The sequence below is a fragment of the Pseudomonas sp. RSB 5.4 genome (genome assembly GCF_037126175.1).
GTDB classification, from domain to species: Bacteria; Pseudomonadota; Gammaproteobacteria; order Pseudomonadales; family Pseudomonadaceae; genus Aquipseudomonas; species Aquipseudomonas fluorescens_H.
The window spans coordinates 822,368-835,884 of sequence record NZ_CP146986.1 but is presented as its reverse complement, the minus strand read 5'-3'; the positions used below and the strand labels follow the sequence as shown (position 1 = coordinate 835,884).

The 13,517-nt window shown below is 60.1% G+C and carries 16 protein-coding genes; 6 read left to right on the top strand and 10 right to left on the bottom strand.

The features are described 5' to 3' along the window. Window positions 1–89 precede the first annotated feature (89 nt). A complete protein-coding gene (locus V9L13_RS03635; RefSeq protein ID WP_003223996.1) occupies window positions 90–1,109 on the top strand; it encodes a branched-chain amino acid aminotransferase in 1,020 nt (339 codons plus the stop codon). Between the two features lie 159 nt (window positions 1,110–1,268). Here the strand turns inward: V9L13_RS03635 and V9L13_RS03630 are convergent, their stop codons facing one another. From V9L13_RS03630 to V9L13_RS03620, 3 genes are all read right to left on the bottom strand, one after another. Beyond that, window positions 1,269–2,090, bottom strand: coding sequence for a TIGR03915 family putative DNA repair protein (locus V9L13_RS03630; protein WP_338801507.1), 822 nt, complete (start codon window positions 2,088–2,090; stop codon window positions 1,269–1,271). After that, window positions 2,087–3,307 (bottom strand): putative DNA modification/repair radical SAM protein, encoded by a 1,221-nt coding sequence (locus V9L13_RS03625; RefSeq protein WP_338801506.1) that lies wholly within the window; start codon window positions 3,305–3,307, stop codon window positions 2,087–2,089. The genes V9L13_RS03630 and V9L13_RS03625 overlap by 4 nt, the downstream gene beginning before the upstream one ends. A 73-nt stretch (window positions 3,308–3,380) precedes the next feature. Beyond that, window positions 3,381–4,139, bottom strand: coding sequence for a helix-turn-helix transcriptional regulator (locus V9L13_RS03620; RefSeq protein ID WP_338801505.1), 759 nt, complete (start codon window positions 4,137–4,139; stop codon window positions 3,381–3,383). A 78-nt stretch (window positions 4,140–4,217) separates the two neighbouring features. Here V9L13_RS03620 and V9L13_RS03615 point away from each other — a divergent pair, with 78 nt between their 5' ends. Next, entirely contained in the window at window positions 4,218–5,321 is a 1,104-nt protein-coding gene (locus V9L13_RS03615) for a cytochrome P450 (protein WP_338801504.1), read from the top strand. Here the strand turns inward: V9L13_RS03615 and dmeF are convergent. Both dmeF and V9L13_RS03605 read right to left on the bottom strand, forming a co-directional pair. Continuing rightward, window positions 5,318–6,247 carry a CDF family Co(II)/Ni(II) efflux transporter DmeF gene (gene dmeF, locus V9L13_RS03610; protein WP_338801503.1) on the bottom strand — a complete coding sequence of 310 codons (930 nt, stop codon included), beginning with the start codon at window positions 6,245–6,247 and terminating at the stop codon, window positions 5,318–5,320. The genes V9L13_RS03615 and dmeF overlap by 4 nt on opposite strands. Before the next feature lie 12 nt (window positions 6,248–6,259). Then, entirely contained in the window at window positions 6,260–6,535 is a 276-nt protein-coding gene (locus tag V9L13_RS03605) for a metal/formaldehyde-sensitive transcriptional repressor (RefSeq protein WP_003223990.1), read from the bottom strand. 621 nt (window positions 6,536–7,156) lie between these two features. On the opposite strand from V9L13_RS03605, the gene V9L13_RS03600 reads away from it, so the two are divergent. Then, a complete protein-coding gene (locus V9L13_RS03600; RefSeq protein WP_338801501.1) occupies window positions 7,157–7,534 on the top strand; it encodes a DUF6124 family protein in 378 nt (125 codons plus the stop codon). A gap of 157 nt (window positions 7,535–7,691) precedes the next feature. Continuing rightward, window positions 7,692–7,961, top strand: a complete 270-nt coding sequence (locus V9L13_RS03595; protein ID WP_252143862.1) for a hypothetical protein — start codon at window positions 7,692–7,694, stop codon at window positions 7,959–7,961. Between the two features lie 126 nt (window positions 7,962–8,087). Here V9L13_RS03595 and V9L13_RS03590 read toward each other — a convergent pair whose 3' ends face one another. The 3 genes from V9L13_RS03590 to V9L13_RS03580 all read right to left on the bottom strand — a co-directional run bounded on the left by V9L13_RS03590 (window position 8,088) and on the right by V9L13_RS03580 (window position 9,400). Beyond that, window positions 8,088–8,426, bottom strand: a complete 339-nt coding sequence (locus V9L13_RS03590; RefSeq protein ID WP_338801500.1) for an FKBP-type peptidyl-prolyl cis-trans isomerase — start codon at window positions 8,424–8,426, stop codon at window positions 8,088–8,090. Window positions 8,427–8,525: 99 nt separating this feature from the next. Beyond that, window positions 8,526–8,990 (bottom strand): hypothetical protein, encoded by a 465-nt coding sequence (locus V9L13_RS03585; protein ID WP_338801499.1) that lies wholly within the window; start codon window positions 8,988–8,990, stop codon window positions 8,526–8,528. 101 nt (window positions 8,991–9,091) lie between these two features. Then, entirely contained in the window at window positions 9,092–9,400 is a 309-nt protein-coding gene (locus V9L13_RS03580; protein WP_003223974.1) for an RcnB family protein, read from the bottom strand. A 427-nt stretch (window positions 9,401–9,827) separates the two neighbouring features. Here V9L13_RS03580 and V9L13_RS03575 point away from each other — a divergent pair, with 427 nt between their 5' ends. Continuing rightward, a complete protein-coding gene (locus tag V9L13_RS03575) occupies window positions 9,828–11,120 on the top strand; it encodes an MFS transporter (RefSeq protein WP_338801496.1) in 1,293 nt (430 codons plus the stop codon). Window positions 11,121–11,132: 12 nt separating this feature from the next. Continuing rightward, window positions 11,133–11,900 carry a substrate-binding domain-containing protein gene (locus V9L13_RS03570; protein WP_338801495.1) on the top strand — a complete coding sequence of 256 codons (768 nt, stop codon included), beginning with the start codon at window positions 11,133–11,135 and terminating at the stop codon, window positions 11,898–11,900. Here the strand turns inward: V9L13_RS03570 and V9L13_RS03565 are convergent. After that, window positions 11,890–12,804, bottom strand: coding sequence for a LysR family transcriptional regulator (locus V9L13_RS03565; protein ID WP_262142777.1), 915 nt, complete (start codon window positions 12,802–12,804; stop codon window positions 11,890–11,892). The two genes, V9L13_RS03570 and V9L13_RS03565, sit on opposite strands and share 11 nt — an antisense overlap. Before the next feature lie 60 nt (window positions 12,805–12,864). Continuing rightward, window positions 12,865–13,488 carry a hypothetical protein gene (locus V9L13_RS03560; RefSeq protein ID WP_338801494.1) on the bottom strand — a complete coding sequence of 208 codons (624 nt, stop codon included), beginning with the start codon at window positions 13,486–13,488 and terminating at the stop codon, window positions 12,865–12,867. Window positions 13,489–13,517 lie beyond the last annotated feature (29 nt).

Below are 13,517 nucleotides of genomic sequence, written 5' to 3'. Positions count from 1 at the left end.
CGCTCAAGAATGAAGTATTGTTGTGCCCATCCAAAAAAACGTCAGAAGCCTTGAACCGTTTCGACGGTTGTTCAGTGATAGAGGGTGTCATGGGTAACGAGAGCATCAATTGGGACAAGCTGGGTTTTGACTACATCAAGACCGACAAACGCTATCTGTCGTACTTTCGCAATGGCGAATGGGACAAAGGCACCCTGACCGAAGACAACGTGCTGCACATCAGCGAAGGCTCGACTGCCCTTCACTATGGCCAGCAGTGCTTCGAAGGTCTGAAGGCTTATCGTTGCAAGGACGGCTCGATCAACCTGTTCCGTCCAGACCAGAACGCCGCTCGCATGCAACGCAGCTGCGCTCGCCTGCTGATGCCGCACGTGTCGACCGAGCAGTTCATCGAAGCGTGCAAGGAAGTGGTTCGCGCCAACGAGCGCTTCATCCCGCCATACGGCACCGGCGGCGCGCTGTACCTGCGTCCGTTCGTGATCGGCGTGGGTGACAACATCGGCGTGCGCACCGCGCCGGAGTTCATCTTCTCGGTGTTCGCGATCCCGGTCGGCGCCTACTTCAAGGGCGGCCTGACCCCGCACAACTTCCAGATTTCCAGCTTCGACCGCGCCGCCCCACAAGGCACCGGTGCGGCCAAGGTCGGTGGCAACTACGCCGCCAGCCTGATGCCGGGCTCCCAGGCCAAGAAAGCGCACTTCGCTGACGCCATCTACCTGGATCCGCTGACCCACAAGAAGATCGAGGAAGTCGGTTCGGCCAACTTCTTCGGGATCACCCACGACAACAAGTTCATCACTCCGAACTCGCCATCCGTGCTGCCGGGCATCACCCGCCTGTCGCTGATCGAACTGGCGAAAACCCGTCTGGGCCTGGAAGTGGTGGAAGGCGACGTGCTGATCGACAAGCTGTCGGACTTCAAGGAAGCCGGTGCTTGCGGTACCGCTGCGGTGATCACGCCGATCGGCGGGATCAGCTACAACGACCATCTGCACGTGTTTCACAGCGAAACCGAAGTCGGCCCGGTCACCCAGAAGCTCTACAAAGAGCTGACTGGCGTACAGACCGGCGACATCGAAGCGCCAGCGGGCTGGATCGTCAAGGTTTGATCTGACGGCCGCTGATGCACAAAAAGCCCCCCATCAAGTGCTTGATGGGGGGCTTTTTTCGTTGTGATAAAGATCAAAAGATCGCAGCCTTCGGCAGCTCCTACAGATGGAATGCGGTACCCATGTAGGAGCTGCCGAAGGCTGCGATCTTTTGATTTTCTATTTCAACGCAATTCGCTTGCCGGCTCGCGCGGCTATCCCGCTGGCCTGTCCGTTCTGCTGTTTGCCCGTGCGCGCCTGGGTAATCAGCCCGGGAATCAACTCCCCTTCCGGCAGATTCTTCCAGAACCGTACCGGCAAGTGCCCTTGCATGACCTTCTCGTTCAACCGCGCCGGGTTGAAGATGTGGCTGTAATAGGTCAGCCATAACTCGCCGTGCGGGTCATCGACGTTCTGCGCCAGCTGCTGCCATTCCACCGGGCACTGGCGCTCATGGATCAGTCGCTCACCATCGTAATAAACCCCGTCACGCGGCGTGGCGATCAACCAGCGGTGGCGGCCCATGCGTCCGATGAAATGTTCGCTGGCGCTGTGCAGGATGTCGTGGGCCGGTTCGTGCCACGCCACATATTGCGGGCCTGGCTGATCCTGCGGGCGTTCGATGAAACGCACGAACGCATGCAAATGGTGGGCTTCGCGCTGCACTTGCTTGATCCGCCGCTGCAACTCGCTGCCGAGTTTGTCGCCGGCCATCATCGCCGTGCGATCGCCATGGCTGACTCGCCACAGCACTTCATACAACAGACTCCAGCGCTGGTCGCCCCGGTAGCGTGCAGCTTGTTCCAGGGTGTCGAGCAATGCACGGGGGATGCGTGCCTGAAACGGCCCCTGCCCCTCCGGCACGTGCACGTCACTGGCAAACAGATCGCTCACCCCTTCCGACGCCCAACTCACCAGACTCGGGTCGACTTCATGGCTGAGCAGCCAGCGCGCCTGCTGGCGCCAGGTGTCGAACAGGTCGTCGCAATCGAGATTGATCATCCCCACAACCCCATCTGCTGTGGCTGCGGCCGGTCGCGCAATTGCTGGTAGAGCATCTGGCTGGTGACTTCGGCCTGTTGCGGGTGGTAGTCGCTGGTGATGATGAACGGCTTGGCTTTGGCCAGCACACAGCGCATGCGCGCCACGTCTTCATAGCGGATGCGCCGTTGCTGGCGCAATTGCACCAAACGCTCGGTGGTGCGCAGGCCGATGCCGGGAATGCGCGCGATCAGCGCCGGTTCGGCGCGATTCAGATCCAGCGGAAACACTTCGCGATTCTGCAGCGCCCAGGCCAGCTTCGGATCGATATCCAGCGCCAGATTACCCGGCCCCTTGAGCAACTCGTCGGCGCTGTAGCCGTAACTGCGCAAGAGGAAGTCGGCCTGATACAAACGATGCTCGCGCATCAGCGGCGGCGCGGCCAATGGCACGCTTTTCGGGCTGTCGGGAATCGGGCTGAATGCCGAATAGTAAACCCGGCGCAGGCGGAAATTGCCGTACAAGGCCTGGGCGCCATGCAGGATCGTGCTGTCGTCGGTGTCATCGGCGCCGACGATCATCTGCGTGCTCTGCCCGGCCGGGGCAAATTTCGCCGAGCGCGGCTCGTTGAGCACGGTCTGCTCGCCGGTGTAGATGGTGTGCATCGCCTGCTTGATCGAGCCGATGTGTTTCTCCGGGGCCAGGGTTTGCAGGCTGGCATCGGTGGGCAGTTCGATATTGACGCTGAGGCGATCGGCGTACCGTCCGGCTTCCTCGATCAATGCCGGATCGGCCTCGGGAATGGTCTTGAGGTGAATGTAGCCGCGAAATTCATGCTCTTCGCGCAGCAGCTTCGCCACACGCACCAGTTGCTCCATGGTGTAGTCCGCCGAGCGGATGATCCCGGAGCTGAGAAACAGTCCGCTGACACAGTTGCGTCGGTAGAAATCCAGGGTCAACGTCACCACTTCCTCGGGGGTGAAGCGTGCACGCGGCACATCGCTGGAGCGGCGGTTGACGCAGTACTGGCAGTCGTAGAGACAGAAGTTGGTCAGGAGAATTTTCAGCAACGATACGCAACGGCCGTCCGGCGTATAGCTGTGGCAGATGCCCATGCCGTCGGTCGAGCCCAACCCGCTCTTGCCCTCGGAGCTGCGCTTGGGCGCACCGCTGCTGGCGCAGGAGGCGTCGTACTTGGCGGCGTCGGCGAGAATGCTGAGCTTGTCGATGAGTTGCATGGCGAAGACTCGATACTGGTTATGCGTACAGTATCGAGTCTATTGGATTGGCACAAGGTGCAAATACAGGATCCTACAAAGGTGCGCGGTTACCTATAGGAACTGCCGCAGGCTGCGATCTTTTGCTCTGCGCGTCTAATGGCAACTCAAGACCAAATCGCATACCCATTTCCTTCCGCCCCGCCACGGTCAGTGCCAGCGCCCGACTGTCCAGATCCTGCGTCACCCACTTGCGCTTCAACGCCATTTGCAACAGCGCCGCCCCCAGTGAACCACCCAGATGCGGCCGACGCATGCTCCAGTCCAGGCACGGGCAGGCAAACTTGCGGCGCAAGGTACTCAAGTCCTGCACCTCAATCCCCAAGCTCGTAAACAACGCCTCGCCACTGTCGCTCAAGCGATAAGCCCGCTCATCGGTTTCCACCAGCCACCCCGCCTCAAGCATACGGTCGTGCAGCAACACCGCGAGCGTCCCGGCCATGTGGTCGTAGCAGGTACGAGCGAATTGCAGGCGATCCGGGGTGTGCGGTTTGAAAATCGGCGCGGCGTTCTGGCCGATCACCATCAACGCTTCCAGCGCCTGGGCCACGCGCTGATCGGCGAGGCTGTAATAGCGATGGCGGCCCTGCACATGCAGGCGCACCAGTGCCAGATCCTTGAGCTTGGTCAGGTGCGCACTGGCGGTGGAGGCGCTGACCTCGGCGACGGCGGCCAACTCAGTGCTGGTGCGGGCGTGGCCGTCCATCAGCGAGCAGAGAATTTTCGTGCGTGCCGGTTCGGCGATAGCGGCGGCTACTTGCGAGACGCCGATGTCTTGATGTTCTGCGTGCATATTTCGCTCCCCGACGAATCGTCGTCGCTGCGAACTGAAGATACTCGCTTCACTTTCCCGACGACAAGGCTGTGAACCATGGACCCGATCATCGCTGCGACGCATGCCGATCCCTATCCCTACTACGCCAAACTGCGCGCCGAGGGCGGACTGACCTTTGATCACGGATTGAAACTGTGGATCGCAAGCAGCGCCCGAGCGGTGAGCGCAGTGCTGATGCATGCCGACTGTCGGGTGCGACCGCTGCAGGAGCCGGTGCCCATGGCGATTGCCTCGGGGATGGCCGGCAAGGTGTTCGGGCAGTTGATGCGGATGAACGAGGGCGAACGTCAGCGCCGCCCACGCTCTGCGGTGGAACCGGCGCTGCAGTTGATCGATGACAACCTGGTACGCACGCTGGTGGCGGCGCGATTGATGACGGCGGACGCCGATGGCTTATATAAGGCAATGTTTCGCGGCCCGGTGTGCGTGGTCGCGGCGCTGCTCGGCTTCACCCCGGCGCAGGGCCGGGCCATCAGTGAGTTGACCCCGGATTTCGTCGCCTGCCTGTCGCCGCTGAGCAATGACCTGCAACTGGCGGCGGCGCATGCGGCGGCGGAGCAATTGCACGGCTATTTTATCGAGTTGCTGGCCGAAGCCGATAGCGAGTTGCTCAAGGCCATCGAACAGCGCTTTGCAGGAGACGAAGAAACCCTGATCGCCAACCTGATCGGTCTCTGTTCGCAGACGTTTGAAGCGACTGCCGGGCTGATCGGCAATGCGCTGATAGCGCTGCAACGTCAGCCCGAGTTGCGTGATGCCGCAATGGACGTGTTGCTGGCCGAGGTTCAGCGCTTTGATCCGCCGGTGCAGAACACTCGGCGCTTTGTCGCGCAGACTTGCGAGATCGATGGCGTGCGGCTTGAGGCCGGTGAGGTGATTCTGGTGCTGCTGGCCTCGGCCAACCGCGATCCTTTGTTGAATGCAGAGCCCGAGCGGTTTCTGCTGGATCGTCCTGACCGGCGCAGTTTCAGCTTTGGCAGCGGCCGGCATCAGTGTCCGGGGCAGACGCTGGCGCTGAGCATTGCCGCTGCGACTGTCAGAGAAATCCTCGATCAGGGTGTGAATCTGCAACAACTGACGTGGCATTACCGCCCATCCCTCAATGGGCGGATTCCACTGTTCAGCGCGGTGCAGCCTTAAGCGTTGCGCAGCTCGATGGTCAGGTGCGACAGCTCATGCACCGGCGCCAGCCGTTCGCGAATAGCCTCCGCCGTCACGCCCGCCGCCGCGACCACACTGACAATCGCCGCCCGCGCCTGCGGGCCGACCTGCCAGACATGCAGATCGCTGATGCGCACATCGTCCGAGGTTTCCAGCAGCTCGCGGATCTCCGCCTCCACCGGTTCGTCGGTGGTGTCGAGCAGCACCGCGGCGCTGTCGCGCATCAGGTTGTAGGCCCATTTCGCGATGACAATCGCGCCGACAATACCCATCGCCGGATCCAGCCACACCCAGCCCAGATAGCGCCCGGCCAGCAACGCGGCAATCGCCAGTACCGAGGTCAGGGCATCGGCCAACACGTGGACGTAGGCCGAGCGCAGGTTGTTGTCGTGATGGTGATGATGATCGTGGCCGTGGTCATGCTGATGGCCGTGGTCATGGCCATGATGGCCCATCAGCAGGAAGGCGCTCAGGACGTTTACGCCCAACCCGACAATCGCGATCACGGTCGCTTCGCCAAACGCCACGGTGGTCGGTTCGAACAATCGAAAAACCGATTCGCCGGCAATGCCCAGCGACACCAGCCCCAGCACCATCGCCGAGGCAAAACCGGCCAGATCGCCGACCTTACCGGTGCCGAAACTGTAGCGACGGTTGTTGGCGTTGCGCCGGGCGAAACCATACGCGGCGGCGGCGATGCCCAACGCGCCGGCATGGGTTGCCATGTGAAAACCGTCGGCCAGCAAAGCCATGGAACCGGTGAGGTAACCGGCGGCGATCTCACCGATCATCATCACAAACGTCAGCGCCACCACCCACAAGGTGCGGCGGGCGTTTTCATCGTGGGACGCGCCGAGAAACTGGTGATCGTGGCTGAAACGGTCAGCGCTTGGGGTCAGGTTCATGATGCTGATGCTCTATTTGGAATAACGACGGATGGCTTGCAGCAGATCTTCGGCGCCCTGGGCACGCTGTTCGTCGGTGAGGTCGGGATGCGCCACATGTTCACGGGTGTGGGCCTCGATGAACTGCTCCATCAAACCGTTGACCGCCCCGCGAATTGCCGCCACCAGGTGCAAGGTCTTGGCGCAATCGGCATCGCCCTCCAGCGCTTTTTCAACGGCCTGCACCTGCCCGGCAATGCGCCGCACCCGGTTCAGCAGCTCGTCTTTGTGTTCATGAATGTGCGACATACCTATACCCCCTACCCCTATATGGCAGGCATGGTCGCCGATGGCTTGGGCAATCGCAAGTTCGGTGAGCATTCAAGGGATGAACGGGAAGCTGAAGGCGACCTCAATCCCGTTGTAGGAGTGAGCCTGCTCGCGATAGCGGTGTGTCTGGAAACAAAGATGCTGGATGTACCGGCCCCTTCGCGAGCAGGCTCACTCCTACATTTTTCCGGGGGTGCTCGGGTTCCGCGCCGTACGCAGATTCCCCTGTAGGAGCCAGCCTGCTGGCGATGGCGGACTGAAAAACGCAGCATCATTTAGGCATCATCCAGCAGGCTACATCGCCTTGCGCCTTTGCCTACAACTACGCCAGAATCCGCCGGCTTGTGCGGTTTGGGGGGCATCGGTAACTTGGTTCGCGTCACTGAATGGTCAGTGATCGGGTTTAGTCGCTCGGTTTTATCTCAAACACGCAAGCTGTTATCAGTCAGGCACTTTCACGCCTGCACTCAATGGCAGCTGTGCGCAGGGCGCCTTCGGGTGCGCCGGTAATGTTTGGGTACTGGTCGACTAACCTGCGTACAGCTGCCACCTATTGTTTAGTCGCAAAAGCGTGTCAGCCTCATTGAGGTTGCCCAACAAATGTTCAAAGTAACGCCAAATCCGCCAGAAGCGGACGCAATACCTGACCCGGAATCAACATCCCCCTACTCCGACCCCAATTCCAGAAAACTCCACGAAGCCGCCGAACGCGCCCTCGATCACTACCTGAAACCGCAAGCCCCGCCCGAGCGCAAACCCAGCCACATGTTTGTCGTCGCCCCGAACATGGACAACGAAGAACTGCTGGCCCACGCCTGCGAATCCATGGCCTCGGCCAGCATCATGCTCAGCGACTTCGCCGGCCTGCTCGACGCGCCCTACCGCAACACCCTGCTCGGCATCCAGCAAGTAGTCATGCTCGGCGAACTCGCCGTGAACCGCGCCCTCGACAACCTCGAGCCCCCGATCAGCAATTGAAAAAGCGTCCCTGTGGCGAGGGAGCTTGCTCCCGCTCGACTGCACAGCAGTCGAAAATCCGGATCCGAACCGGATCGATGGGGCTTGGGGTCGCTTCGCAACCCAGCGGGAGCAAGCTCCCTCGCCACAAGGAAAACGACGCAAAGGAGAATTTCACATGGCCAATAAACCAGATGCCCACGTCGTCGCCGCATTAGTCGCCATGGGCCTCAACGAACGGGATCGCCGCTGGGCGCAGAACGCATGCCTGGTGTTGTTTGAAAGCGAGCGGGAAACAATTGTGGCCTCGGCAGTGGCCGCTCTCGGGAAACTCGATGAGCTTGAGATGGAGGCTGTGCTGCCCGCGCTGCACCGAGTGAAACGGCGTTTTCCGTCACTTGAAAGGACAGTGGCTGACACGTTGACCGAGATTGCGATGGTTGCCTGAGTGAAAATGGCGAGGGCTTGATGGATCGCGGAGCAATGCCCCAACAAGGTCTGCTGCGCAGTCCATCGGGGATAAATCCCCTCGCCACAGGTTGCATGGACATTGATTGATCGGCGTTTATTCGCCTCAATCGTCCCGCGTCAAAACCTCCAGCAACTCGATCTCAAACACCAGATTCGAATTCGGCGGAATCTTGCCCATCGTCCGCTCGCCATAGCCCAGATGCGCCGGCACCAGCAGTTTGCGCTTGCCGCCCACTTGCATGCCCATCAGTCCCTGATCCCAACCCTTGATCACCCTGCCCGTGCCAATCACGCACTGGAAAGGTTTGCCACGGCTGTGGGAAGAGTCGAACTCGCTGCCGTCTTCCAGCCAGCCGGTGTAGTGGGTGGTGATCAGCGCGCCTTTGACGGCAGCCTTGCCCTCGCCCACCTGGAGATCGATTACCTGCAGTTCATCCGTCATGACATTCACTCAATTGCTTAACTGGCGGCCGTTTTCCCAGAAACGGCAGCAGTTCGCAACTCATTAACCAATGATTGGCGGTCTATCGAGTGGAAACACTCAGTCAGGAGGCAAGCCAAACACAACGCCATTGAAGGTGTGGGTGCAACATTGGCAATGAGGCTTCATCTCTTCGGCCTTCAAATCCGGATTGACGATTTGCAGGCGCTTTTGCTCATCGACGTACAGGCCATTGAAGTAGCTCGACTCACCCAGTCGCACGACCTCCTCGCGATCGTCTTCATGGATGGACACCATCCAGAACACTGGCTCCGGGCGATCAACGCGCGCAACCGCCTCGCTGAAAATCTCATCCCAGTTACCTCCGACACGAGATAACAGAAAGCGAAATAATGGCGTGTAATCGTAGCCGTGATGCTTGATTCCATGCATCGAACCCCGCATCGCCTCGCTACGTTTCTCGGCTTTGGTATTACGCTCATACCGATAGTGACTGCCCTGATTGTTGCGCCAGACGTTATGGGCGGTGGTATTTACTTTGCGATAAAGCGGTTTCTTTTCCAACGATTGCTCCTGACATCCAGTCACTCGAAACGCCCTTCGCGTTTTACCCGAATGGCGCCCGAATGCAATCGACCGTCCATGGCCAATTGTTGCCAAAGCGCTTAACGCTCGACAGGCTGCATCTCAACGATGGTGCCGTTGGTGATCATGACCATCACGTACTTGTCGTTGATCTGCACCCACTGCGCCTGATCGACCGGGGCTTTCAGGCCTTTCTGTTTCCAGTTTTTCAACGCTTTGTCGCTGCGCTGGTAGATGTCTGGTGCTCGGTCGTTGACTTTCAACTCACGGTCGCTGGTAGGCGACTGGACAGCCTGTTCGCTTGAGGTTTGCGCCGCTTGAACAAGTGGGCTGATCCCGGCAATGCCGGCGACGAGGGCCAGGCTGGCGATTAGGGTTTTGCTGTTCATCGGTGAACCTCCTTCAGATGGGTTTTGCCTGTACTCCGACTGCTGAGTCAGGAAATCATTCCTTGTTTTTTTGCCTGGGCTGGTGATGGATTTTATTGAACAGATACTCCGCCATCGCTGGCAAGCCAGCTCCCACAAGGTTTCTTGGTGGTGCAGGAACAGAGGGCACACCGCAGAAACTGTGGGAGCTGGCTTGCCAGCGATGGCGTCGGCACATGCAACATCTCCATTGACTGACAAACCGCTATCGCCAGCAGGCTCGCTCCCACAGGTTAGACGGTGTTTTCAGGATTGATCCGCTCTGCACATCAATCCATGCCAACAATGCAATTAACATCCTGTAACACCTGCGCGACCATCCGCCGCAATAACAACCGTGCGCTGCTTCCACGTCGCGCACGTCATAAAAGCGGTGGAGTTCTTTTCTATGACAGCCTCAATCCCACACGGCGGCTCACGGGCCGGCGCCATTTTCCGGGTGACCTCGGGCAACTTCCTCGAACAGTTCGACTTCTTTCTGTTCGGCTTCTACGCCACGCAGATTGCGGCGGTGTTCTTCCCGGCGAGCAGTGAGTTCGCTTCCCTGATGATGACTTTTGCCGTGTTCGGCGCAGGTTTCCTGATGCGTCCGCTGGGGGCGATTGTGCTCGGCGCGTACATCGATGATGTCGGTCGCCGCAAAGGTCTGATCGTCACCCTGTCGATCATGGCCAGCGGTACGATCCTGATAGTGCTGGTGCCCGGATACGAAACCATTGGTCTTTTTGCACCCGCGCTGGTGTTGGTCGGACGGCTATTGCAAGGCTTCTCCGCCGGTGCGGAATTGGGCGGTGTTTCGGTGTACTTGTCGGAAATCGCCACCCCTGGCCGCAAGGGCTTTTTCACTGCCTGGCAGTCGGCCAGTCAGCAAGTGGCGATCATCGTTGCGGCAGCCTTGGGCTTCGCCCTGAACGCGTGGATGGCGCCGGATGTGATTGCCGATTGGGGCTGGCGGATTCCGTTTTTCGTCGGCTGCATGATCGTGCCGTTCATCTTCCTGCTGCGCCGTAACCTGGCGGAAACCGAAGAGTTCGCCGCGCGCAAACACCGTCCGAGCATGGGCGAAGTGTTCCGCACCCTCGGCCAGAACTGGGTGGTGGTGCTCGGCGGCATGCTGATGGTCGCGCTGACCACCACCGCGTTCTACCTGATTACCGTGTACGCGCCGACCTTCGGTAAAACCGTGCTGCACCTGAGCACTTCCGATGCGCTGCTGGTGACCTTGCTGGTGGGCGTTTCGAACTTCTTCTGGCTGCCGATTGGCGGCATGTTGTCCGACCGTATCGGCCGGCGTCCGGTGTTGATCGCCATGTCGCTGCTGGCGCTGGCCACGACTTATCCGGCGCTGTCGTACCTGGTGCAGGCACCGAGTTTCAGCCACATGTTGCTGTCGCTGTTGTGGCTGTCGTTCATCTACGGCATGTACAACGGCGCGATGATTCCGGCGCTGACCGAGATCATGCCGGTGGAGGTGCGTGTGGCCGGTTTTTCCTTGGCTTACAGCCTGGCGACCGCAATTTTCGGTGGCTTCACTCCGGCGATGTCGACCTTCCTGATCCAGTACACCGGCGACAAGGCAGCGCCGGGTTACTGGATGAGCGTCGGCGCACTGTGCGCGTTGTGCGCCACGCTGTACCTCTATCGCCGCGCAGGCGGCCGTTTGCAACCGGTTGCCGCCTAAGGAGCAATCACCTTGAAAAAACTGATCAATCTCAGCGCCATCGCCCTCTTCGCTTTCAGCGCTCTGGCACACGCTGAACAGCTGAACGTGATGACGTCGGGCGGCTTCACCGCCGCCTACAAAATCCTCGGCCCGAAATTCGCGGCCGCCACCGGCAATACCCTCGATACCCAGCTCGGGCCATCGATGGGCAAAGCCCCGGAAGCGATCCCCAACCGCCTCGCCCGCGGTGAGCACGCCGACGTGGTGATCATGGTCGGCTATGCCCTCGATGACCTGATCAAACAAGGCAAGGTCGACCCGGCCTCGCGGGTCGAACTGGCGGATTCGCGGATCGGTCTGGTGGTGCGTGAAGGCGCGCCGAAGCCGGACATCAGCAGCGTCGAAAGCCTGAAGAAAACCCTGCTCGACGCAAAATCGGTGGCCTACTCCGACAGCGCCAGCGGCGTGTACATCGAGAAGGAGCTGTTCAAGAAACTCGGTGTCGAGGATCAACTGAAACCGAAAGCGAAGATGATCCCGAAAATCCCGGTGGGTTCGGTGGTCGCCACGGGCGATTATCAACTGGGCTTCCAGCAGGTCAGCGAATTGCTGCCGGTGCCAGGGGTGAGTTTTGTCGGCAAGATTCCGGAGTCGGTGCAGTCGGTGACCCGCTTCGCCGCCGGTATTCCGGTCGGCGCGCAGCATCCAAAAGAGGCCAAGGCCTTGCTCGACTACCTCGCCGCACCTGCCGCCCAGGCTGACGTGCAAGCCACCGGACTGGATTCGGTCAAGCGCTGATCGGCGGCGGCTGGACTTTCATTTCCACCACCAGCCGTTCCAGCTCCAGTGCTGCCGGGGTCAACGTACGATCCCGGCGCTTGATGATGCCGACACTGCGCATCACCTGCGGATCGGTCAGCGGCACCCGGGTCAGGATCGGATGATCCGGCCCGGGCATCGCCATCAGCGGCACCGCCGCCACCCCTAGCCCCGCCTCCACCAGCCCAATCATCGTCGTCACATGCCGTGTCTCGCAGATGCTCGGGCGTTGCGGCACGACGCCGCTCAAGGCCTGATCGAGCAGAAAACGGTTGCCGGAAGTCTTGTCGAGCGAGATGTAATCCTGCTGATAGAACTCGTCCCAGGTCACGCTGCTGCGTCCGGCCAACGGGTGATCGCGACGACACGCGACCACGTAGCTTTCCTGCACCAGCGGTTCGAATTCGACTTTGGCCTCCTGGGTCCCCATGAAACTCAAACCGAAATCCGCCTCGCCGTTGACCACTGCGCTGAGCACGTCGTGGGCACTGGAATCGAGGACTTTGACTTTGATACGCGGGAATTGCTGGTGATAGCGGGCGACCACTCGCGGCATGAAGTAGTACGCCGCCGAAGGCACGCAGGCCACAGTGACATGACCGAGCCGGGTCGAAGCCACTTCGCTGATGCCCAGCAACGCCACGTCCAGGTCATCGAGCAAACGCTCGACGCTGGGCATGAAGCCGCGTCCGGCCTGGGTCAGGCTGACCTTGCGCGTGGTGCGTTCGAACAGTTTTACACCGAGGGCGTCTTCGAGCTTTTCGATACGTCGGCTCAGGGCCGGTTGAGACAGGCGCACAGTGTCGGCGGCCTTGCGGAAACTGCCCTGTTCGACCACAGCGCGAAAGGCTTGCAGGTCGTTGAGGTCGAAGTTGATGGCCATGGCGGGACTCGGAGAGACTGATTCGCAGAGACTATCAATGTAACCAATTGATGCGGACTTTTACACAACCCGTTCCGTCGAAAATTGCCGCTGGATGGCAGCAAGGTTGCGTCGCCGAATCCAGCCGCTGGCCAGACGAATCAACAGCCAGTAAGGGGTAAACAGCATTTTGCTGCGCGTGGTGGCGCAATACACGAAGGTTTCGGTGCGCAGCGTACGCCTGCCTTGAGGGTGTTCGACGACCTGAAAACGCAGCACCAGTTTGGCTACGTGTGGGTCATCCAGGACTTTGAATGCTTGAGCGTCAGCGATGTGACCGGTCTTCAGATCAGGGCGCCAGAAGCGTCCGGCCAGGCCTAGAGACACTTCAGTCGAAGTGCGTTCGAGCAAGGTGAAAGCGTCAAAGCCGAACGGCACAGTTTCCTGCGGCACTGTTCGGTCGCCAAACGTGCGCAGTATTTTCCCCGGCAGTTCGCGCAGGCACAGCAGCGCATCGACGACGCGGTCATCGCGCATGTTCAGCGCGCAAACTGCGGCGATGATGGCCTCGGGTTGCGCACGAATCGGGCCTGACTCATGGCGCTCGTGAAACTGGAACAGCGGAAGAAACGGCGAAGGATATTCCCATAGCAGATTATCCTTGCGCCCGATGATGCCCAGTGCGTTGCAGAAGGTGCGGCTCATGACAGCTGTCTCGTTCGATCAGTCGATTT

Excerpts from the sequence above, each read along its gene's own strand:
- V9L13_RS03635 (WP_003223996.1), top strand. The coding sequence starts at position 90 with ATGGGTAACGAGAGCATCAATTGGGACAAGCTGGGTTTTGACTACATC.
- V9L13_RS03630 (WP_338801507.1), bottom strand. The coding sequence starts at position 2,090 with ATGATCAATCTCGATTGCGACGACCTGTTCGACACCTGGCGCCAGCAG.
- V9L13_RS03625 (WP_338801506.1), bottom strand. The coding sequence starts at position 3,307 with ATGCAACTCATCGACAAGCTCAGCATTCTCGCCGACGCCGCCAAGTAC.
- V9L13_RS03620 (WP_338801505.1), bottom strand. The coding sequence starts at position 4,139 with ATGCACGCAGAACATCAAGACATCGGCGTCTCGCAAGTAGCCGCCGCT.
- V9L13_RS03615 (WP_338801504.1), top strand. The coding sequence starts at position 4,218 with ATGGACCCGATCATCGCTGCGACGCATGCCGATCCCTATCCCTACTAC.
- dmeF (WP_338801503.1), bottom strand. The coding sequence starts at position 6,247 with ATGAACCTGACCCCAAGCGCTGACCGTTTCAGCCACGATCACCAGTTT.
- V9L13_RS03605 (WP_003223990.1), bottom strand. The coding sequence starts at position 6,535 with ATGTCGCACATTCATGAACACAAAGACGAGCTGCTGAACCGGGTGCGG.
- V9L13_RS03600 (WP_338801501.1), top strand. The coding sequence starts at position 7,157 with ATGTTCAAAGTAACGCCAAATCCGCCAGAAGCGGACGCAATACCTGAC.
- V9L13_RS03595 (WP_252143862.1), top strand. The coding sequence starts at position 7,692 with ATGGCCAATAAACCAGATGCCCACGTCGTCGCCGCATTAGTCGCCATG.
- V9L13_RS03590 (WP_338801500.1), bottom strand. The coding sequence starts at position 8,426 with ATGACGGATGAACTGCAGGTAATCGATCTCCAGGTGGGCGAGGGCAAG.
- V9L13_RS03580 (WP_003223974.1), bottom strand. The coding sequence starts at position 9,400 with ATGAACAGCAAAACCCTAATCGCCAGCCTGGCCCTCGTCGCCGGCATT.
- V9L13_RS03575 (WP_338801496.1), top strand. The coding sequence starts at position 9,828 with ATGACAGCCTCAATCCCACACGGCGGCTCACGGGCCGGCGCCATTTTC.
- V9L13_RS03565 (WP_262142777.1), bottom strand. The coding sequence starts at position 12,804 with ATGGCCATCAACTTCGACCTCAACGACCTGCAAGCCTTTCGCGCTGTG.
- V9L13_RS03560 (WP_338801494.1), bottom strand. The coding sequence starts at position 13,488 with ATGAGCCGCACCTTCTGCAACGCACTGGGCATCATCGGGCGCAAGGAT.